This is a genomic window from Flavobacterium micromati (assembly GCF_900129585.1).
Classification (GTDB): domain Bacteria; phylum Bacteroidota; class Bacteroidia; order Flavobacteriales; family Flavobacteriaceae; genus Flavobacterium; species Flavobacterium micromati.
Genome location: NZ_FQWF01000008.1, coordinates 49,524 through 71,512, shown reverse-complemented (window position 1 = coordinate 71,512; position 21,989 = coordinate 49,524). Strand labels below are relative to the sequence as shown.

The window sequence follows — 21,989 nt, the reverse complement described above, 5'->3', positions numbered from 1 at the left end:
AATTACGGATTGATTGTCCAAGATGCAAAATACTGTTGACCAATAAGTCCCGCTCCTAATACTTGAGCATATTCTATTCCTCCGATATTTGAAGCACCTATTTTAAAAGTCGATTTTAAAGAAGGAAATTCATAATTTACTTGTACGTCAATTACAGTTGCTGCTTCTATAGTACCATCGGCGAAAGAAGATTGCCATAAATATTCGCTATTCCATCTTCCGCTTACATTAAATCCAAAATTTGGGAATAATTTTTCGTTACCAATAGATGCTTTCACACGGTGTTTTGGAGTGTTAAATCCAGCCTCAAAACTTGCATCTTGCGATTGATCAAAACTAAACTCCGCAAAATTATAGTTGGCTCCTATTTCAAAGTCTTTGTATACCTTTCTAGATAATCCCAAACCAAAACCTAATGATTCTATCTCTAAAGCAGTGTTAGTGTAAAGTTGAAAAGCTCTAACGTTACCATTTCCTAAAGCGTGTAATGTTTGAAATCCTAGATCTGTAGGTCCAGCAGCTGGGTTTGGTGCATCTTGAGCACTTCCATATAAAGGCGCAACAACATTTAAATTACCAATAAAATTATTATAAATATTATAGTACCCATTGATGTCTATCGAAGTTTTATTAATAAATGAACGATATCCTAATTCAAAAGCTTTAACAACCTCTGGTTGAACAAGTGGTGCATTGGTTTTACGAAGTAATGCTGGATTTCTTGCTGCAGCAAACGCAGCAACTGAAGAAGCAGTGTAGGAATTATTGTAAGCATTAAAACCATTAATTGTAACCGTGTTACCTCCAGCAAATGCTTGACCTACTGCTGTAGCAATTGGTAAAGTTTCTACAAATCGAGCCAAGTTGTCTGGTGCTGAACCTAATAAAACAGCATTTCCCACATTAAAACCTATGTACTGATCTTGTGTTGTTGGGTTTCTAAAACCGGTTTGAAATGAACCCCTAAAATTGTGTCTTCTGCTTTCACCTCCTGTGTAAACTAAAGATAAACGTGGAGAAAAATTTCCTTCAAAGTTTTGCGCTTTATCATACCTAATAGATCCTGTAAATTTCAAACGATCATCAAGCATTTTTTTCATAACTTGTGTATACGCCCCATATTCATCGTAACGAATAGGTCCAGCTAAGTCAGTGTAAATACGTCCAAAAGAATTCAAAACATATTGTCTGTAAGATCCTCCAACTTGAACTTCAGCAAACTTGATTTGGTCTTTAAAATTATAATTTGCATCGGCATGGTTAATCCTAGAATTATCAACTAATTGCGCCCCTGACAAAACATCTGGATTACTAATAACAGCATTAAAAGCATTTTTAAAAGCTTCAGTTCCTGGTATCAATCTTCCAGTATCAGCAACAGATCTTGCGCGAGCATGTGCATCAGCAGGCAAAGCACCAGCCAAAGTAGATTGTACAAAAGCACCAGCGTATTGACCAAACCATGTTCTGTCAGCTTTCCAGGCTCTATTTACATTAATACCTGAAAATACCATGTCATACGATTGACCACCATCTTCAGTGGTAGTGTATCCTCTTACAAAAAAGTTTTTCCCTTTGAACTCAATTTTATGCTGTTGCATAAAAAAGTTATTTAAATAGTAACGATTGGCTCCTTGATAGACCGTATTACCATAACCAAATTTACTTTGCCAAATCACTTCCAATTTCTCATTCCCAAATGGACGAACATGTAATGCAAAATCAATTTTTGTGTTTGACACTTTGTTATCGGTTAAATCTACCTCGTTGTATCCGGTTCTACTCACCAAGGTACTTGGTAATAAATTTACTGCAGAGGCCGGTATTAAACCTTGAGCTGCTAATGCTTCCCCTACTCCTTTGATATTGGTGGCGACTTCGTCACCAAATACATTAACACCATCATAATTAGTTGTATTTCTATCTACACCTTGGCGTGTTTTATCATCATCATTTACTGCCCACCATTCTGTACCTCTCATATAAGTGAAGTTAACTTTACCTGCAAAATACTTATTAAACGTTTTTGCCATGCGTACGCCGTAATCAAGATAATCATTAGTCCCAGCTGCGCTTTGAGAAGTTTGTCCAAATTTTGCGTAAGCTGTTATCCCTTCATTTACAAACGGACTTTTACTTGTCATAAATAAAATACCATTGAACGCGTTAGCACCATACAAAGCTGAAGAAGCTCCTGGCAATAACTCTACGCTTTGAACATCGATTTCAGAAATTCCAATTAAATTTCCTAGTGGGAAATTTAATAACGGCGATGCATTATCCATCCCGTCCACTAACTGCATAAAACGTGTGTTAGCTACTGTTGCAAATCCACGGGTGTTAATTGATTTGAAAGACATACTTGAGGTATTCATCTGCACTTCTTTCATGTTTTCTATACCATCATAAAAGGTAGGCGATGCTGTTTTCTTAATATCAGCAATACTCATTCTTTCAATAGTAACTGGTGATTCCAAAACACGCTCAGGAGTTCTAGAGGCCGAAACTACAATTTCATTAAGCAACGTTTCTTCGTCAAGAAGTTTAACTGAAATTTTACTGCTATTTCCTGAAACCGCTATTTTTTGGGTAATGTAACCAACGCTAGTAACGTTGATAGAAAACGGCGGCTTTTTTGACGATTTTAGAGTAAAAGCTCCATCAAAGTCGGTCGTTGTACTAGAAGTTTCACCAACAATAGTAATGTTGGCTCCAGGAATAGGTTGGTTATTACTATCAGTAACAACACCTGAAATTGTATTTTGAGCAAAGGCTACGCTGCAAAAAAACAATGTTAAAAAAAGTAAATATACTCTCATTAGTTAAAATTTGTTAGTTTATGAGGCCAAAGTACAAATATTTTTGATATTAATAAAAAAGCGATTTAAAAATTTAATATTTCACAGCTATTTTGGTTAATTTTAACATATTGACTATGCTTAAAAAAGATGTAAATGTTAAAATTTGTGATAAAAAATTAATTTATCACTATGCATGCATATTAAAAATACTGATACCTCAAAAAAAATATTAAATTCTAGCGATATGATAAAAATTAAATAATTGAAAAATTATTTGCTTTATCAGGTAATAATGAAACAAATTTCAAAACTGTCTTTTGTGTGATTCAAAATTTAAAAAGTGCTGTACTTGCGGCCAGCAACCTGCACATTATGTCCAATCGGTTATAAAGAAAAGTTAGAACTGTAACAGCAAATGCAGTTGAGACATAATATCATTGTCAAAATTATAATCCCATTATAATTTTATAATAGTGTCACTTTTAACTATTAGGAATGGTAAGGCGCTTTATGACTTAACAAATCTTACTGTCCTTAATTATTTTATAAAAATTTATAGAATGACTTACTCAGCCATTTTTAGAAATACGTACAAGTTGATACAAAAAAAGCCCCGAAAATTATTTTCGAGGCTTTTTTTGTATTAAACTTATAGTATTACTCCACAGTTACTGACTTTGCTAAATTACGGGGCTGATCCACATTACAACCACGCATTAAAGCAATATGATATGATAAAAGTTGCAATGGAATAGTAGTTATCAACGGAGACAAAGCATCAGAGGTTTCAGGAATTTCGATAATATAATCGGCTAGTTCTCGCACTTGTGTATCGCCTTTTGTCACAACAGCTATAATTTTACCGCTTCTTGATTTGATTTCTTGAATATTACTTACAATTTTATCGTAGTGACCTTGCTTTGGAGCAATTACAAAAACAGGCATTTGTTCATCAATCAACGCTATTGGTCCGTGCTTCATTTCTGCTGCAGGATATCCTTCAGCGTGAATGTATGAAATTTCCTTTAATTTCAACGCGCCTTCTAGTGCTACAGGAAAATTATAACCTCGACCTAAATACAAGCAGTTTGGAGCATCTTTGAAAACTGCTGCAATCTCTTTTGCTCGATCATTTGTTTCCAAAGCTTCTCTTACTTTTTCAGGAATAATTTCTAACTCTTGCAAGTAAGAATGGAATACAGAATGTGAGAGTGTTCCTTTGGCTTTAGCCAAACGCAACGCAATCATAGTCAAAACAGTAATTTGAGTGGTAAATGCTTTAGTAGATGCAACACCTATTTCTGGTCCAGCATGAGTGTAAGCTCCAGCATGCGTTTCTCTAGAAATTGAAGAACCTACAACATTACAAACTCCAAAAACGAACGCTCCATTTTCTTTTGCTAATTTGATCGCAGCCATTGTATCGGCAGTTTCCCCCGATTGAGAAATTGCTATAACGACATCTTTTCTATTAATGATTGGATTACGATATCTAAATTCTGATGCGTATTCCACTTCCACAGGAATTCTGGCGAACTCTTCAAAAATATATTCGGCAACTAATCCAGCATGCCAAGATGTTCCACACGCTACGATAATTATACGTTCAGCATTAAGAAATTTTTCTAAGTTGTCTTCCACTCCAGCCATTTGGACTAGACCTTCATTGGCGTGAAGCCTTCCTCTATAAGTATCTTTTATAACGCTAGGTTGCTCATAAATTTCTTTAAGCATAAAATGATCATAGCCTCCCTTTTCAATTTGCTCCAAGTTCATTTGAAGTTCTTGAATGGTGGGATTAACTAAGGAATCATCTTTTATTTTTCTAACTTTCATAGACTTATGAAGTCTAATATTAGCCATTTCCCCATCTTCAAGATAAACAGCATTAGAAGTATATTCTATAAATGGTGAAGCATCTGAAGCAATGAAATATTCCCCTTCTCCAATTCCAATTGCTAATGGGCTACCTAAGCGCGCAGCTACAATTTCATTTGGATTTTTTTTATCAAAAACAGCGATAGCATAAGCGCCTACTACTTGATTCAAAGCAACTTGTACCGCTTTACCTAATTTTAAATTGTCTTTCTTTTGAACTTCTTCAATAAGATTCACTAATACTTCCGTATCTGTATCTGAGTGAAAAACATAACCTCTATTAATTAATTCAGCTTTTAATGGAGCATAATTTTCAATAATCCCATTATGAATGATTGCAAGATCACCAGAATTTGAAATGTGCGGGTGAGAGTTTACATCATTTGGAACACCATGAGTAGCCCAACGTGTATGTCCTATACCAATAGTTCCATTGATTGTTATTTCTTGTAAGGCTCTTTCTTCAAGATCAGAAACTTTTCCTTTTGCCTTAGCAACTTTCATAGTTTTACCGTCATACAACATTACTCCTGCACTATCATAACCTCGATATTCTAGTCTTTTTAATCCTTTAATTACTATAGGATAAGCTTCTCTATAGCCAATATATCCAACGATTCCACACATAAATTTGACTTAATTTGGTTTTGTAAAATAAATTTCTAATTTCAATTTTTTGTCTGCAGGAACGGTTGCCTTTCCACTAAACAAGATTGTTCCTAATGGATTTTGAACTGAACTCATAGGAACTTTTGAAATAAACGCATCTGGTGTTCGCACGCTATAAAATATAGAATTTGCAATGTTTTCAGTGACAGCTAAACCTAGTTTGACATTTTTAAAATCTTTATTGTTTATAAGGTTTCGGATTTGATCTGTAACTCGTATTTTATAGGTCGAACCCCTTTTCGTTATAGCATCTTTATTAATTATTCCATCAAATAACACCCTTGACCTCTTGGGATCTGTCGTGCTTGTTGTTTGATCTGAAAAATAATCAATTATACCATTGCTATTGATGTAGTCATACAAGTAAATTCGTTGCGGCTCAACACTGTTAGCCATCGCATTAGCATCGATATGAAATACTAAATTAGCCTCATTCACTAATAATTTTTTACCGTTCGCTGGATATCTTAAATCATCTAATTCATCCGAAACACCATTAGCAACGCTTGTCAAATTTCCTTGAGCATCATAACCTTTAACGTCTGTTTTATTAAATAATTCTAAAATAGCTACTGAACCTTCACCACCTTTTAGAAAAAGCCTATCATCACCTTCAGTCGTATTACCCGTTTTTGGAAGCGTATTAAAAGTGCTGCCACTAGCGCTAAAATCATTGTTCAATAAGCTCACTTTATTACCTGACAAGTTAAGAACTAAAGTTTTCTTTTCTCTTGTAGGAGCTCCACCAATCGGCGAAGCTAAATCCTCCTTGTACGTAATTGTTATTTTTCCTTCGTTAAAATTAAGCATAGCCAAATTACCCGCCCTGTTGCCTGATTTTTCCATCTTAAAATATAGTCCTCTAAAATAATTTTTAAAGACGTCATTGGATGCTAGTTTGCCAGTGCTTACCTCATCTAAAATTCGAGTCTTAAAATAACTTTTATTTAACTCTAATCGCATTTCCGGCTTTATGTAGGTTGTTCTTCGTGCGGTGGTAATAGAATCAACAATTACAACAGCACGTTCAGCTGCATCAAAGAAAAACTCTTCATTTTGAGATTTATTAGGACTGTCATTTAAAATAGTCGCAAATTTTCTACTATCAAACAAATTATTTTCGTCACTATAAAACTGTTGCTGTTGTTGAAATCCAGTTATCGGATCTGAATCTCTCATAAAATAACCCGATTCATATACACCTAATTTCATTATAGCTTTCTCAGCACCATAAATGGAATCTAATACATATAAACTACTGCCATCAACATTTAGCTTGGTTTGTCTAGGATCAGTAAAATAAGGAATCGTTAAAATAACACTTTCAACAAAAAGACGACCTCCTATACTTGACAAGGGCGCGGACAATGATACTTGGGTATTAATATTAGCAGTTGTTTCACCATAATTTGAGTCACTATAAATTCCTAATGGATTTATATCCATATTATTAGATTGAACTGCACCCGTTTTTTGAGTGTATGCAAGAACGTCATAAGATACTTTAGTAAGGTCGAAATTGTTTCCCCCTATTATAGCTCCGCCGATTTCATTATAGTCTTTATCGCAAGAATACATAAATAGAACACATAACGAAAGCAGCATTTTATTAAAAAAAGAATTGGTATTCATATTTACTTTAAAAGTTTAATTTACAAAACGTCATTGCGATAGAAATTAGTATATGCCTCTGCAAATGCGTCTTTTGGGGCGAAAGGTAAAAAAGGTTTTCCCGATGATTCAATATATTTTGTTAAACTTGGCGAGAGGTTTTCAGAAGCAATAATCACTGCATCAGAATGATTTATCGTAGATTTGATAATATTTTCGTAATCTGGAAATTCTAGATCCGCGATTGAATCAGCTGGAATTCCGTCAAATTTAACTTTGTTGATCATTCCTTTGTTCAATGTACCGTCAAAAGACTGCGCATAAACGGAAGTTACGATCTTAGTTTCAGAGAATAAAGCTTCATTTTTATAATAATGCTTCATGTAAATAGGTAACATTGCCGCCATCCATCCATGCACATGAATGATATCAGGAACCCAATTGAGTTTTTTTACCGTTTCAACCACGCCTTTTGCGAAGAAAATAGCGCGCTCATCATTATCTGGATACATCACACCTTCTTCATCAGCGAATGTAGCTTTCCTTTTAAAGTACTCGTCATTGTCTATAAAGTAAACTTGAATTCTTTCTTTTGGTATCGAAGCTACTTTAATAATAAGTGGCATATCTAAATCATTTACTACCAAATTCATCCCTGAAAGTCTAATTACTTCGTGCAATTGGTGTCTTCTCTCGTTAATATTTCCATATCTCGGCATAAAAATTCGGATCTGTCCGCCTTGATCATTTATCATTTTAGGAACGTCGTAAGACATTAGAGAGACCTCGTTTTCAGCGAGATAAGGTACCACTTCAGATGATACGTATAATATCCTCTTATCTTTCATATTATAATTTACTTAATTTATTGGCGTTAAAAACCATGCAAAATTACAAAAATTTATGCAGTTATTAACTAAAATAGTAAGTTTGCATTTAATTTTAATAATACCACCATGCCTATTTTCTACGGAAAAGCATTTTTAATGGACTATTTGAAATCAATAAAAACAGCCAATTCTACTATTGGTTTTGTCCCTACCATGGGTGCTTTGCATCAAGGACATCTTGCCTTGATCAAAAAATCCCTTTCAGGAAATGTGAATACAGTTGTAAGTATATTTGTGAATCCCACACAGTTCAATAACTTAGAAGATTTAGCAAAATATCCAAGAACACTGGACGAGGATATCGAAAAACTTAATACTTTAGATCCAAAAATTATTATATACGCACCTTCAGTAGATGATATTTACGAGGGCAATGTTTCTTCTCAGCATTTTGACTTTGACGGATTAGAAAACCAAATGGAAGGCAAATTTAGACCTGGACATTTTGACGGCGTTGGCACTGTTGTCAAAAGACTTTTTGAAATTATTGCGCCTACAACAGCCTATTTTGGCGAAAAGGATTTCCAACAATTGCAGATTGTAAAAAAAATGGTCGCCATGCAGAATTTACCAGTGCTAATAATTGGCTGTCCTATTCATAGGGAAAATAATGATCTTGCAATGAGTTCTAGAAATGAACGTTTATCTGAGCAAGAGCGAACTGAAGCCGCCATTATTTATAAAACACTGACCTCTGCAAAAGCAAAATTTGAAAAACAAAGTTCGAAAAAAATTACAGTTTGGGTCAAATCTTTCATAGAAAAAAATCCTCATTTTAAGGTTGAATATTTTACAATTGCTGATGAAACAACGCTATTGTCTTGTTCCCGAAAAAATAAAAATAAAAAATATCGCGCGTTTATTGCCGTTTTGGTCAACAATATTCGTTTGATCGATACCATTTCACTAAATTAATTTACTTTTGTAGCATGCAAATACAAGTTTTAAAATCAAAAATTCATCGCGTTAAGGTAACGGGTGCCGACTTAAACTACATCGGAAGTATTACAATAGACGAGTCGCTATTAGATGCGGCGAATATTATTGAAGGTGAGAAAGTGGCTATTGTAAATATTAATAACGGAGAACGCTTTGAAACTTACGCTATAAAAGGCGAAAAAAATTCAGGGACAATAACACTAAATGGTCCCGCTGCGCGAAAAGTGCAAAAAGATGATGTAATAATAATCATTTCTTATGCAACAATGGAATTTGAAGAAGCTAAAACTTTCAAGCCATGGGTTATATTTCCAAATGAAAATGACAATTCTTTAACCTAACTACTCGCAGGAAAAGTTGTTGATTTATATGCTGACAACATTCAGAAAATACAAAGAAATCTAAAGTTATTAAAAAAACTCCCGTTATACGTTGCAGTATAGATATTGTTGGCTTTTTTCGAAAATTTAATTATTAGTATCAATTAAATTAATTCGTGTTTTACGAAGTTTCTTTTTTTTTCCATTTCTCATAAATATTTCGTTTTACTTTAATTGCAGGCATTATTATCTTATATTGCTTGCATTATTCAGCTATACAAGTAACGATAAAAAGGAAAATAAATGAAAAAACTACTACTATTATTATTAATTTCTGCATCAGTATTTTCACAAAAGACCGTTATATCTTTTGACTCAAAAGTCTTAGGCGAAAGCAGAGAAATTACTATTGGTCTTCCCTCTTCTTTAACAAAAAACCCTAATAAGAAATACCCAATACTCATTCTACTTGACGGAGATTATCTATTTGATCCTTTCTACAGCGCTTTAAAATATGGCTCCCACTGGGATGAGATGCCAGAGACTATTATAGTTGGCATAAGCCAAAACAAAAATAACGATCGATATAAAGATTGTACTTTTGATCAAGAAGACGGAGTTCCTTCAGGAAAAGGTGCTCAATTTTTCGAGTTTATTGGTGCAGAATTGTTACCTTATATCGAACAAAAATATCCCGTTGCACCTTTCCGAATAATCGCTGGGCACGACACAACTGCAGGTTTCTTGAACTTTTTTTTATACAAAGACAATCCTATCTTCGATGGCTATATTGCATTGGGTTCAGAATTAGCGCCCTACATGGATGATAGAATTCCAGAGAAACTTTCAAAGCTCAAAAAACCCATATTTTATTATCATTCTAACGGTGGAGGAGATATCAAAGAAATACAAAAATCTCTAAAAAATTTAGATTCTAAAATTAAGCAGGTAACCAATCCTTTATTGAATTATAGGTTTGACAATTTTGCTGGCGCAACCCATTTTTCACTTGTTTTGCATTCAATTCCTAATGCACTATATCAAATTTTTGATTCTTATAAACCTATATCAGCTATTGAATACAATGAAAAAATTGCTATTCTTTCATCGGGTTATGTAGACTATCTAAACAATAAGTATGATGTTATATATAAAAATCTAGGCCTAAAAATCCCTGTTAGAATCAATGATTTCAAAGCCATTGAAACTGCTATTTTAAAAAATAAATACTACTCTGATTTGGATAAATTAGCCGAAATTGCTAACACTCATTATCCAAAATCCATGCTTGGTGATTATGAATTAGGCTTGATGTATGAAAATATGGAAGATTTTAAAAAAGCAGCAAAACGCTACCAAACTGCATCTCAATTAGAAGAAGTGGGAGATCTTACCAAAAATATGATGATGGAGAAATACGAAGACATGACCATTAAAATTCCAAAGAAATAATGTCTAAGGTAAAAACAACTTTCTTTTGCCAAAATTGTGGTGCACAATATGCCAAGTGGCAGGGCCAATGTAATTCCTGCAAGGAGTGGAATACCATTGCCGAAGAAATTATTCAGAAACAAGAAAAAATAGCTTGGAAAAGCGAAACCACTTCCAATAATAAGGCACCAAAGCCACTTCGAATTGACGAGATCGACTCTGCTCAAGAAATTCGGATGGACACAACGGATGCAGAACTCAATCGGGTTTTAGGCGGTGGCATAGTCCCAGGTTCTCTGATTCTTCTTGGCGGCGAGCCAGGCATTGGAAAAAGTACACTTTTACTTCAAATATCATTAAAGTTGCCTTATAAAACCCTTTATGTTTCGGGCGAAGAAAGCCAAAAACAAATAAAAATGCGTGCCGAAAGAATTACGCCTAGTAGTGCCAATTGTTATATTTTAACGGAGACCAAAACCCAAAATATCTTTAAGCAAATTGAAGCTATTGAACCTGAAATTGTTATCATAGATTCGATTCAAACCCTTCATACTGATTATATCGAATCTACCGCAGGAAGTATTTCTCAAATTAGAGAAACAACGGCTGAATTGATCAAATTTGCCAAAGAAACGAATATTCCGGTGATCCTTATTGGTCACATTACTAAGGACGGAAACATTGCAGGGCCAAAGATTTTAGAGCATATGGTTGACACCGTTCTTCAATTTGAAGGCGATAGAAATCACGTGTATCGAATATTGCGATCGTTGAAAAACCGTTTTGGCTCTACCGCTGAAATAGGAATTTATGAAATGTTAGGAAGCGGTTTACGCGAAGTTTCCAATCCATCAGAGATTTTAATTTCGCATAAAGATGAGGAATTATCCGGAACAGCAATAGCCTCAACGCTAGAAGGCATGCGTCCGCTGATGATTGAAATTCAAGCATTGGTGAGCACAGCGGTTTACGGAACACCACAACGAAGCACCACTGGATATAATGCTAAAAGATTGAATATGATTCTGGCAGTTTTAGAGAAACGTGCCGGCTTTAGGCTTGGCGCCAAAGATGTTTTCCTAAACGTAACGGGCGGAATTTCAGTTGACGATCCTGCGATTGATTTAGCGGTTGTTGCGGCAATATTATCATCTAATGAAGATATTGCTGTCAATAAAGATTTTTGTTTTGCTGGCGAAGTAGGACTTTCCGGCGAAATCCGTCCTGTAAACCGCGTTGATCAACGCATTCAAGAGGCAGAGAAACTTGGGTTTTCAACCATTTTTGTATCAAAATATAATAAAATCGCGTTTAAAAATAGTGGAATAAATATTAGATTGGTGGCCAAAATCGAAGATGTTGCAGGAGAATTGTTTGGGTAGAAAATCAAAGTCTTTTATAAATTTATAAACTGCGATCACCAGTTATATATTGGCTGTACTTAACTGTACTCTTTAATCAAAACTTAGTTTGTAAAAATTGCCAGCTACCCTCAACAATGACAGTTCAACTGAAAAAGAAATCCTATAAAATGGAAACTTTTTGGAGCGGAGCTTATTAATTCCTAAATTCACTATAAGTTAAACAATACAAAACCCATAAGCTAAAAGTTTATGGGTTTTGATTTTAAATGTCCGAGACAAAGAAATTCAACAGAGATCTTATTAAATATTCTTAACTTATCAATTGTATAATTTTCTTTTGCTGAAGCGAATATTTAAAAATGAAGAAAAATTAATTTTTAAGAAAATTTCGCAACCGCTTTTGAAGCAGTTGTCAAAGCTTTCCCTAAATGTTTAATTTTTGTCGCTTCAGTACCGTTTGCCTTTTCAGCAGCTTTAGTTGTTTCCTCGCCTAAGGTAGCTAAAAGTGAAACTATTTTATCAGCATCTTTGCTTTCAATAGCATCTTTTAATTTGCTTAGGTTCCCAGCAATTGTTTTAAATCCTTTGTGGTCTTCAAGGATGTCAATCCATTTGTTGATTGTTCCTGATAATCCTGTGATAGATTTTTTTTCAACATGACTCTCAATAGTGCTTACCGTTGTGTCAATTTGAGCTTCATAATTGTTCTCCGTTTCTTTTACTTTAGTTTCCATTTGAAATAATTATAAGTTTATAATATTACAAATTTCAAATATTTGATCTAAAGTAACTTATACAATTATTTATAAATGTTGTACTATTTACGCATGATAGTTTTCTGCTACAGGAATAAACGATCTATAAATCCTTCTCATGATCTTAATCTAGTCACAGAAATTCCCGAGAGGATCTTTCCGATATTATTTCGATAGCAAATAGCAGTCTTTTTTTAAGATTATAAGCTGGGATCGTCTATCAATATCCTGTTATAGTTTTATTAGATTTTTTCTGTTTTTTTAAATAGATAAAGTAAAATTAAAGTGGGATTTTATAAATTCAATGATTCAAACAGAGCAAGTGCAACAGCGACATTTATGAATCGTTACGTATAAATAAGTAACGATACCTTCGATATATCTTCAATAACACCAGTTTAAAACTGAAACAGACAGCATCAAAGTTGGAGCCTTGGCCGCGCGGCGTAGACAAATCAGCTTTATAGCAAGATTGAAAAAGGTTTACGATCCTTAACCGTCGATGATCTTCAAAAAATTGCGCAAATCTTTAATTTGACCACTGACCAAATTATTAATTACGATGGCAAAATTGCAAGCGAAGTTGTACTTGAAGATAAAACAGCCGTTGAGCAAATTAGACTAATTCCACAGCTTGTAGACGATGACAAACAAACTATCTTCAAGCTCATCGATAAAATGCTCACCAATAAAAACTTTTAAAGATTTTTTTAATACAAATGTAACAATGTTATAAATAAATAAACCCGAGCGATGCTCGGGTTTTGTGTTTATAGTAAATTCAAAATTAATACTTAATTTGATAATAGTAATGAGATTTTGCTTTCATCTTTTTCAATAAATATAGTGTCAGTGTTTTTGTTTTTATAAATTTTGAATGGAGCACTAATGTCTGATATTCTTGGCATATGTTTGCTTCCTTCAGGTCGCCAAATAGCATCATCTTTTATTTTAATTGTCCCTTTTCCAATTATAAATGTAGCACTATTCAGATAATATTTATCGTTTAATATGTAAATACCTCTTTCATTATAAGCATTTTTGACTTCCAAACTCAAATTATCTTCAAATCTTATTTCCTTTAATTTCGATTGATAAGATTCATTAATAAATACTAGATATATAAAAACTATTAATCCAAGAATGAGCATCACGACAAAAAACGGCTTTTTCATAAAGTAAATTTTTATTTTTTATTGACTAAATTTGGTATCATATTATTACCATTTGTTTGTGTTCTACCATAATTAATATTTCCAGAAAATATCGTAGCACTAAAACCAACTCCAATCGTAATACCATAACCCCAAACCATATTACCGTCCGCCATTGGTGCGTAAACACCTGTAAATCCTATATGTCCTAAAGCATCAGCTCCAAAGTTAGCTTCATATCTATTACCATAGAAAACGTCTTTTGTAACCGTATCGCCTGAATAATATAATTTTACAGCCTCCAGAGATAAAGAACCTGATGCGGTGGACAAACCAATTCCAAAATCATATGCTGGATAAATCCCTGCATCTGGACCTCTTAAAATAATGATTGCGCCTTGTTCAAAACCAACACCTAGTCCAATTCCTAAATCTTCTGCACCTGCTACATAGACAGCATCTGGACCTAGTAAATGTCTCAATCGAAATTTTGGAGGTTTAGGTTTTCCGTAGTCACCACCCATCGAGTGCATTGCGTGATTTAGTCCACTAACAATCCCACCAGCGACTGCTCCTTGCCAGAAATTACCACCACTAAGTTCTGCACCCACGCCACCAGAGAGTGCTCCAAAAGCTATAGTTCCTACTGTGCTACCAGCATATTTACCACCTAGACCTCCCCATTTTCCTCCTGCGCCACCCCAAGCCGTTGCGCCTAGGCTACCAAAAAAACCTCCCGCAGCTCCACTCAAAAATCCTGCACCGTTGTTTTGCATCATTGCAAGTGTGCCTTGAGATATACCGTGAGCATCTAATACATAATATAAATAAATGTACACTTAAAACAAGTGACTTTTACATCTGTAAATATAAATACTTGCCAATTAATGCAATTTACCTTTTATAAAATCAGTCTAAAACTGAAAAACACATCCTCAAAGTTGGAAACTTTCAGGAGCAAGTATTAATCCCTACTTTTGAAAATCTGCGTTAAACAAAAAATAGTAGCGATAATTAAAACAAGACGAATACTAATATCTAACTCTGAACACTTTTCATTTATTTCCTTACCTCGTAAAACTAAAATCTTTAAATAAACGTTTCCTAATTAATGAAAACCGTAAAACAAAAAATCCTGTTGTTTTTAAAACTGCTTACTGTATTCTTTATAGTAGTAGCAATATCACTTTATTTTCTAAGAGATACTATATTAAATCAAGCCATTGCAAATATATCATCCAAAATGGAACTCAAATATGACAGCAATTTTACAGTTAAACAAGCTAACTTTGAAGGGTTTTCAGGTTTACGTTTAACTGAAATTACATTAAAACCAAAAAAAGCAGATACTTTAATTAATATAAAAAAATTAACAACAAGTATTAATGTTTGGAAATTAATAGTAGGAGAGTTTCAAGTAGGAACGCTTGAAATCCAAAACGGATTTGTGCAACTCGTACAAAAAGGCGACATAAAAAACTTTGCTGCTTTCCTAAAAAAAGACAAAAATGAATTAGTTAATAGTCGCAAAAAAGATTACGCCGAGTTGGCTTATCGCATTATTTCGAGAATACTTAATCTGGTTCCAACAGATATGAATGTTGAAAACCTAATTTTTAAATTGGACGACAATGGCAAAAAGGCAACCATCAAAATTGATAAATTAGTACTTCAGAACAAAAAATTAGAAACTTCCTTAAATATAAAAACAAATTCCTTTACGCAACGATGGAAAATCAAAGGATTCGCCGATCCACGGGAACAAAAAGCTGATATTCGGTTTTTTAATCTTGATACTGGCGCAATTAAAGTCCCGTATCTAGATGAGCGTTATAATCTCATTTCCAGCTTTGACTCGATCCGCTTAAAAATTGACAATATAGATCGAACCGGTAATGAACTGCGCATTGATGGCTTCACTTCGATTGCCAATTTAAAAATAAATCATCCCCGAATTGCTCGAAAAAATGTCATTATAAAAAATGCGAGATTCGATTATCGTTTTTTATTGGGCTCTGATTTCATTTCTGTTGATAGTACTTCTACTTTACAACTAAATAAAATAAAAATTCATCCTTATATTGCCTACGAAACTGCACAAGATACCGTTTATAAGCTCAAGGTGGCTATTCCAAAAACCAAAGCTCAAGATTTTATTAATTCACTTCCTGATGGACTATTTACAAATTTTCAGGGTATGGAAGCCGACGGAACTTTCGATTATTACTTGGATTTTCAATACAACATAAATAAACCCAAAGAATTAGTTTTTGACAGTAAACTCAAAAAAAAGAATTTAAAAATAACAAAATACGGCACAGCGAATTTAAACAAACTCAATAGTGAATTTGTTTACCGCGCTATAATTGAAGATGTTTTGCAACGCCCAGTTTTAGTTGGAAACGCAAACCCAAATTATATTTCTCTGGAACAAATCTCGCCTTATTTACAAAAAAGCGTTTTAACAACTGAAGATCCTTCCTTCTTTTCGCACCGTGGTTTTATCAATGAAGCTTTCAAGCAGTCTATTATAAAAAACATAAAAACCAAGAAGTTTTCGCGTGGCGCGAGCACCATCAGCATGCAGTTAGTCAAAAATGTTTTTTTGACTCGAGAGAAAACTTTGTCGCGAAAATTAGAAGAAATATTGCTCGTATACGTCTTAGAAAACAACCGAATTGCAAGTAAGGAACGAATGCTCGAAGTGTATTTTAATGTTATTGAATGGGGTCCAAATATTTATGGAATTGGCGAAGCGAGTCGGTTTTATTTTAATAAAAACCCTTCTGAGTTAAATTTAAAAGAGTGTTTATTTCTTGCTCGAATTATTCCAAGTCCTAAAAAATTCATGTATCAATTTAATGATGAAGGAACGCTCAAAGAATTTGCTGTACAACAAGAATCTTTTTTAACAAACATTATGACTCGACGAGGTCTTTTAAGTAGTAAAGACACAATCTATAAACAGCAAAAGCTCCTTATTTCAGGACCAGCAAAATCCTATCTCCGTCTAAAAGTTACACCTTCTTCACCAATAGATTCTATTCCGTTTTTGCCAGACTTTGAGTTTGATCTTTAAGATTTACTCAACGATTATAAAATAATAATTTTTATATAAATCGCGTCTGTTCGCGAATTAAATTTTATGCTTAATCAGTTATTTAATAGTTTTTATTGATTTAATAATACTCAATTTATCGTCTTTTAATATCTAAAAAAAGCGCTGAGCCACCAATCCATATTTAAATTTCGCACTGTGGTGCCTTGGTAGCAAATGTAAAAAATGAAAAAAAAATTGAGTATTTACGGCGAACGATCTGGAATGATTGCGTGAACTTTAATAATTTCAGCAATTATTTCATCAGAAAGTGACACGTTGATTGTATAAATTTTTTCTTTTAATTGAGCGACACTTGTTGCTCCGATAATAGTACTTATAACAAACGCTTGTTGCTCGGTGAATGTTAATGATAATTCAGTCAACGTCGAATTTTTATCAAAGTTGCCAATTTTGGTAAAACTTCAAATTTATTGAGTTCACGATTACATTTTGAATAATTAGTAATTTACAATTTATAACTCGTGACTAGTACTTCGCACTCCGAACCTCGTACTTCGCAACTTATACCTTATACTTCGCAGCTCAAACCTCGGACCTTTTACTTTACAACGTGTGACTTTAAATCATCTAATGAAATAATGTCCAACGCTTTTTCATTTGTTGCTTTTAAAATTACAGGTGGCGCAACGCCAGCTTTTAAAGCTTCTTTCCATCGGTTAGCACACAAACACCAAACATCGCCCGATTTTAATCCCGGAAAATTATAGTTTAAATTGGGCGTAATTAAATCATTGCCTTTTGATTTAGAATAGTTTAAAAATTCGGCCGTTAATACTGCTGCAACAACATGAATTCCAGTATCAGCGTCACCAGTTGAACAAAAACCATCTCTGTAAAATCCTGTTAGCGGTTCTAAACTCGCCATTTCTAAAGCTGTTCCGAGCACGTTTTTTTCTTGCTTTTTCATCTTGTTTTTATATAATGTAGAAGTAGTAGTTTCATTAGTAATTAAACAATTTTTTTGCACTTCTTCATTTTGTCCCAATGTTATAGTTGACACAAATAAAAATAGTAAAATTGATTTTTTCATGATGCTTATTTATAAAATTTTCGCGCCTTGATCATTTATTTTTGAAATATGAATATCCAAAGAAATTCCGGTATCTAAATAGGCGTCACTCATACTGACGGATACTTTATCAGCGATGTTTTGTCCTTTACACAACGCAAAAATAAACGGACCTGCACCAGAAATTAAAATTAGGGATTAATAATTTACGCATCGGTTCAATAATCACATCATGTAACGAACGGCCAATGAGCTCATAACCGTTGTTGAACTAAACGTCCTGTAGCGTCTTACCGTAAAATGTTAGTACTTTGTAAAATTAATTAAAAATTATTTACAATGACAAAAAAAGGAGATGATTTAGCTGTAGCAACTTCAATGATCCATCGTGCAGTTGCTGAATTGCCCGGATTTGAGGCATTACTTTACAGATCTAAGCGCAATATTTCGGTTTTAGGAAGGAGCGAGATAATTGGACAAAAATTCAATTGGCAGATGAAACAGAAGGTTGGATAAAAGCCGATGCGATTAAGGAGTTGAGGTCAGCGTGATAGCTAACGGGGACTGAAGAGCAATACCATCGAAGAGGAATTATGTTTTTTCATGAATACTTCGGGGAGCTGGGTTTTTTCATGGACAGCTCGGAGCGCTGGTTATGCCTTGATCAAAGCGACTTTTTTAAGCTCATGCGATTTCAAAATTATCAGACAATTATTTCGATCTCTAAAAACCGACTCGCTTACAAGCGATTTTTGTGCGAACAGGAAAGAAGTTACGGAGTTAATTTGTGCAAAAGTGGGGTAAATTCACAGCCTGACGTTTTGCAGCTACAAGAAGTTGGCGAACTTCGTAACCGCATACTTCCGGCTAAAACAAAAATTTTTGCGAAAGAAAAATCTGATTTAAGCAGATTTCACGCAATTTCTTGAAATGGCTGTTAGCGGTCCGGTTTTATTTTCTTTTCGTTAATCTTTCGGTTTCTGTATTGTATAAATCTTTTCCTTTCGTGATTTCTTTAGCGTTTATAAAATCATCAACACTTATATAAATTAGTCTATTATCATCTTGCAGATTTTCGTTTTCTTTTTCAGCCCGTTCAACACTTCTGTTTCCTTCGACTAAATACAAATAAATTTTTTTCTCAAAGTTTAATTGAGCAAGTTCTACAATTCGTTTATAAATTATTTCATTTATTTCTGGATAACTTATTCCTCTGAAGCATTTTTTAATTGAACACAATTCATTGGTTGCAAAATATGGATAAACTTCTGACTGTACTAATTTGCTTAAATTTTGGTGGCAATATTCATAATATTTATCCTGAACTCTTCCTTTCGGAATTTGTCCAAAAGAAAGATGAGTTAGAATAATAGTAATAATAAAAATTATGCTTTTCATTTCTAATATTTCTTTGTTTTTGCAGTTTTCCCAAACTGACCGCTAACTTGTTTACATGTCTAATAACATCAGACTAATACAACGCATTTTGCGTGAATAAGTCTGACAACAATCAGAAATTAATGAATTGTAAATATATAATTTTATCCGCACCAATCTCTCCTGTCTTAATACTTAATACTCTAATCTTAATACGCTAGCATCCCTCAACAACCCCAATTTCTTCCTCACTCAAATCCTATAATTCATAAACCATCAAATCAATTTCTCGTTCTAAAAATGAAGTGTAAGCGGGAAACCATTTTAAATACCTTCGAATAAATCTTAACTAAATCAGTTTAAAACTGAAGAACACATCCTCAAAGTTGGAAACTTTGCGGAGCGGTGACAGAAGAATTTTCATTGTAACTTGATTCAAGAAAATAAGCCCGATAAAAAAATTTATCAGGCTTTAAGATCAAATTACTTTTACAAATTAAGGTGCAGGATCAGGAATGATTGCCTGCACTTTATTAATTTCAGCTATTACTTCATCAGAAAGTGACACGTTGATTGTATCAATATTCTCTTTTAATTGTGCAATACTTGTTGCACCAATAATAGTACTTGTTACAAATGCTTGTTGCTCGATGAATGCTAATGATAATTCAGTCAACGTCAACCCGTTTTCCTTTGCGATTTCATCATACAATAAAGTCGCCTTGGTACATTGGTCGCTATTGTACCTAGAATAGTTTGGAAACAACTTAATTCTAGCTTTGGGATGACTTTCCCCTGTTAAAAACTTACCAGATAATACGCCAAAAGCCATTGGCGAATACGCTAGCAAACCCACATTTTCATGCATGCAAATCTCTGACGATCCCACTTCAAAAAGTCGGTTAAGCAATGAATATGGATTTTGAATGGTTTTAACTCGTGGCAAATTATTGTATTTACTTTCTTCCAGAAAACGCATAATTCCCCAAGGAGTTTCATTAGAAAGTCCGATATGTTTAATTTTCCCTTCTTTGACAAAACCGTCTAAAGTTTGTAAAACGGCATGAATATTATCCTGCCAAGAATCATCTTGTATTTTAAAACCGCGTTGACCAAAACAATTGTTTTTTCGCTCAGGCCAATGCAATTGATACAAATCTAAATAATCAGTTTGTAATCGTTGTAAACTTTGATCTAATGCAGTCTTGATGCTCGCTGGCGAGAAATCATTATTGTCCCGCATGTAATTAAAATTTGGATTGGGTCCCGCAATTTTAGAAGCCAAAACTATGTCTTCTCTTTTTGATGATTTTTTAAACCAAGTTCCAATGATTTTTTCGGTGCTTCCATACGTTTCTTCGCGCGCCGGAACCGAGTACATTTCAGCGGTGTCAAAAAAATTAACTCCGTTTTCAAATGCATAATCCATTTGGGCGTGACCCTCAGCTTCTGTATTTTGTTCCCCAAAAGTCATTGTGCCAAGGCATATTTTACTCACTTTTATATCCGTATCCGGCAAAGTCGTATATTTCATTTTTTTGTAATTGTAGTTAGTGTATAAAAATAGTTTTCCTAAAACTTTTAATTTTCTCCTTAAGATCTTTTTAACAAACCTTTAAAATCAAAATCCAGCAAACAAAAAAGGCTCAAAAACTAAACTTTGAACCTTTTTTGATATCATTATTTTTTCAATTTAATTGATTTCTTTAAGCATTTCAGCGATTTCGTCTAACCTTGGAGTCAAAATAATTTCTATTCTTCTATTTTTTGCTTTTCCATCTGCAGTTGAATTACTTCCTAATGGTGCATATTCACTTCTACCTGCGGCAGTAAGATTTTGCTTATTTATATTTCTGTTTTCACCTAAGATCCCAACGATTGCCGTTGCTCTTTTTGTAGATAAATCCCAGTTATCAGCAATTGGACCTGAAGCTGTAAAAGCGTCATTGTCAGTATGACCTTCAATAAGGACGGCTATTTCTGGATTATCACCAAGAACTTTACCAACTTCAATTACCGCTTTTTTACCCTCAGAACCTACAGCATAACTGCCAGAATTAAATAATAATTTGTTCTCCATGGATACATATACTTTTCCATTTTTTTGCTCAACCGTAAGTCCTTTTCCTTCAAAACCATTCAACGCATTTGATAACGTTTCTTTCAGTTTTTTCATGCTTGCTTCTTTAGCAGCAATTAAGTTTTCAAGTTCTTGCAAGCGCTGTGCATTTTTACTCAGTCGTTCTTGTTCGAGTGCTAATGTTTTTCCTCTTTCATCTAATTGCTCTAGCAAGTCACGATTTTTCTTCATGTTACTTTGCAAAGCATCACTGCTGTTTTTTTCCAAAGCGGCATAAGAATCCTCTAGCACTTTATACTTATTTTGAGCAGCTGCATAATCTGCTTTTAGTTTATTGAGCTCAACTTTAGCTTTAGTTAAATCTGATGTTACGCTATCTCGATCTAATTCTAATTGATTTTTAGCTTTTAACAAATCCGCATTTTCATCAGCAATACTTCTGTTTTCTTTTTTTAGATCGGCAAATTTATTTTCTAAATCATTGTATATTTTTTTGGAAACGCAGGAAGATGACAGCGCCAATACAAGTAATCCGATAGAAATCTTTTTTATCATTTTGTTTATTTTTTTATAAGTTATGTTTAACTAAA

The 21,989-nt window shown here is 33.8% G+C and carries 19 protein-coding genes; 7 read left to right on the top strand and 12 right to left on the bottom strand.

Annotated features, from left to right (window positions below; all coding sequences use genetic code 11):
• Positions 1-2 precede the first annotated feature (2 nt).
• The 4 genes from BUB42_RS09735 to BUB42_RS09720 form a co-directional block, all read right to left on the bottom strand.
• Positions 3-2,819, bottom strand: a complete 2,817-nt coding sequence (locus BUB42_RS09735; RefSeq protein WP_073019666.1) for a TonB-dependent receptor — start codon at positions 2,817-2,819, stop codon at positions 3-5.
• Positions 2,820-3,458: 639 nt separating this feature from the next.
• A complete protein-coding gene (glmS, locus tag BUB42_RS09730; RefSeq protein ID WP_073019664.1) occupies positions 3,459-5,306 on the bottom strand; it encodes a glutamine--fructose-6-phosphate transaminase (isomerizing) in 1,848 nt (615 codons plus the stop codon).
• 9 nt (positions 5,307-5,315) lie between these two features.
• Positions 5,316-6,980 (bottom strand): BamH family beta-barrel-assembly machinery protein, encoded by a 1,665-nt coding sequence (locus tag BUB42_RS09725; RefSeq protein ID WP_073019663.1) that lies wholly within the window; start codon positions 6,978-6,980, stop codon positions 5,316-5,318.
• Between the two features lie 20 nt (positions 6,981-7,000).
• Positions 7,001-7,807 (bottom strand): glycogen/starch synthase, encoded by an 807-nt coding sequence (locus BUB42_RS09720; RefSeq protein ID WP_073019661.1) that lies wholly within the window; start codon positions 7,805-7,807, stop codon positions 7,001-7,003.
• A gap of 108 nt (positions 7,808-7,915) precedes the next feature.
• Here BUB42_RS09720 and panC point away from each other — a divergent pair, with 108 nt between their 5' ends.
• The 4 genes from panC (at position 7,916) to radA (ending at position 11,921) form a co-directional block, all read left to right on the top strand.
• The gene (gene panC, locus BUB42_RS09715; protein WP_073019660.1) at positions 7,916-8,764 is read left to right on the top strand and encodes a pantoate--beta-alanine ligase; all 849 of its coding nucleotides are present in this window, start codon (positions 7,916-7,918) and stop codon (positions 8,762-8,764) included.
• A gap of 14 nt (positions 8,765-8,778) precedes the next feature.
• Positions 8,779-9,129, top strand: coding sequence for an aspartate 1-decarboxylase (gene panD, locus BUB42_RS09710; protein ID WP_073019658.1), 351 nt, complete (start codon positions 8,779-8,781; stop codon positions 9,127-9,129).
• A 282-nt stretch (positions 9,130-9,411) separates the two neighbouring features.
• Positions 9,412-10,560, top strand: a complete 1,149-nt coding sequence (locus BUB42_RS09705; protein ID WP_073019656.1) for an alpha/beta hydrolase — start codon at positions 9,412-9,414, stop codon at positions 10,558-10,560.
• Complete coding sequence (radA, locus tag BUB42_RS09700) at positions 10,560-11,921, top strand: DNA repair protein RadA (RefSeq protein ID WP_073019655.1); 1,362 nt, start codon at positions 10,560-10,562, stop codon at positions 11,919-11,921. The genes BUB42_RS09705 and radA overlap by 1 nt, the downstream gene beginning before the upstream one ends.
• A 359-nt stretch (positions 11,922-12,280) precedes the next feature.
• On the opposite strand, the gene BUB42_RS09695 is transcribed toward radA, so the two are convergent.
• Positions 12,281-12,637 (bottom strand): hypothetical protein, encoded by a 357-nt coding sequence (locus tag BUB42_RS09695; protein WP_073019653.1) that lies wholly within the window; start codon positions 12,635-12,637, stop codon positions 12,281-12,283.
• A 555-nt stretch (positions 12,638-13,192) separates the two neighbouring features.
• On the opposite strand from BUB42_RS09695, the gene BUB42_RS09690 reads away from it, so the two are divergent.
• On the top strand, positions 13,193-13,360 hold the full coding sequence (locus tag BUB42_RS09690) for a hypothetical protein (RefSeq protein WP_244533917.1): 168 nt from the start codon (positions 13,193-13,195) through the stop codon (positions 13,358-13,360).
• A gap of 92 nt (positions 13,361-13,452) precedes the next feature.
• Here the strand turns inward: BUB42_RS09690 and BUB42_RS09685 are convergent, their stop codons facing one another.
• Complete coding sequence (locus BUB42_RS09685) at positions 13,453-13,833, bottom strand: hypothetical protein (protein WP_073019652.1); 381 nt, start codon at positions 13,831-13,833, stop codon at positions 13,453-13,455.
• Positions 13,834-13,844: 11 nt separating this feature from the next.
• Positions 13,845-14,651, bottom strand: a complete 807-nt coding sequence (locus BUB42_RS16575) for a hypothetical protein (protein WP_073019650.1) — start codon at positions 14,649-14,651, stop codon at positions 13,845-13,847.
• Positions 14,652-14,923: 272 nt separating this feature from the next.
• Here BUB42_RS16575 and BUB42_RS09675 point away from each other — a divergent pair, with 272 nt between their 5' ends.
• Positions 14,924-16,891: a transglycosylase domain-containing protein gene (locus tag BUB42_RS09675; protein WP_073019648.1), complete on the top strand. Its 1,968-nt coding sequence runs from the start codon at positions 14,924-14,926 to the stop codon at positions 16,889-16,891.
• 224 nt (positions 16,892-17,115) lie between these two features.
• Here the strand turns inward: BUB42_RS09675 and BUB42_RS09670 are convergent, their stop codons facing one another.
• Together BUB42_RS09670 and BUB42_RS09665 are read right to left on the bottom strand one after the other, a co-directional pair.
• Positions 17,116-17,295 carry a hypothetical protein gene (locus BUB42_RS09670; protein WP_073019647.1) on the bottom strand — a complete coding sequence of 60 codons (180 nt, stop codon included), beginning with the start codon at positions 17,293-17,295 and terminating at the stop codon, positions 17,116-17,118.
• Positions 17,296-17,471: 176 nt separating this feature from the next.
• A complete protein-coding gene (locus BUB42_RS09665) occupies positions 17,472-17,963 on the bottom strand; it encodes a DUF2237 family protein (protein ID WP_317614898.1) in 492 nt (163 codons plus the stop codon).
• Between the two features lie 318 nt (positions 17,964-18,281).
• Between BUB42_RS09665 and BUB42_RS16420 the strand changes: the two genes are divergently transcribed.
• The gene (locus tag BUB42_RS16420) at positions 18,282-18,458 is read left to right on the top strand and encodes a hypothetical protein (RefSeq protein ID WP_170857210.1); all 177 of its coding nucleotides are present in this window, start codon (positions 18,282-18,284) and stop codon (positions 18,456-18,458) included.
• A gap of 435 nt (positions 18,459-18,893) precedes the next feature.
• Here BUB42_RS16420 and BUB42_RS09655 read toward each other — a convergent pair whose 3' ends face one another.
• The 3 genes from BUB42_RS09655 to BUB42_RS09645 form a co-directional block, all read right to left on the bottom strand.
• Positions 18,894-19,340: a hypothetical protein gene (locus BUB42_RS09655; RefSeq protein WP_073019643.1), complete on the bottom strand. Its 447-nt coding sequence runs from the start codon at positions 19,338-19,340 to the stop codon at positions 18,894-18,896.
• A 475-nt stretch (positions 19,341-19,815) separates the two neighbouring features.
• The gene (locus BUB42_RS09650) at positions 19,816-20,853 is read right to left on the bottom strand and encodes an aldo/keto reductase (protein ID WP_073019641.1); all 1,038 of its coding nucleotides are present in this window, start codon (positions 20,851-20,853) and stop codon (positions 19,816-19,818) included.
• 159 nt (positions 20,854-21,012) lie between these two features.
• The gene (locus BUB42_RS09645) at positions 21,013-21,954 is read right to left on the bottom strand and encodes an OmpA/MotB family protein (protein WP_073019639.1); all 942 of its coding nucleotides are present in this window, start codon (positions 21,952-21,954) and stop codon (positions 21,013-21,015) included.
• Positions 21,955-21,989 lie beyond the last annotated feature (35 nt).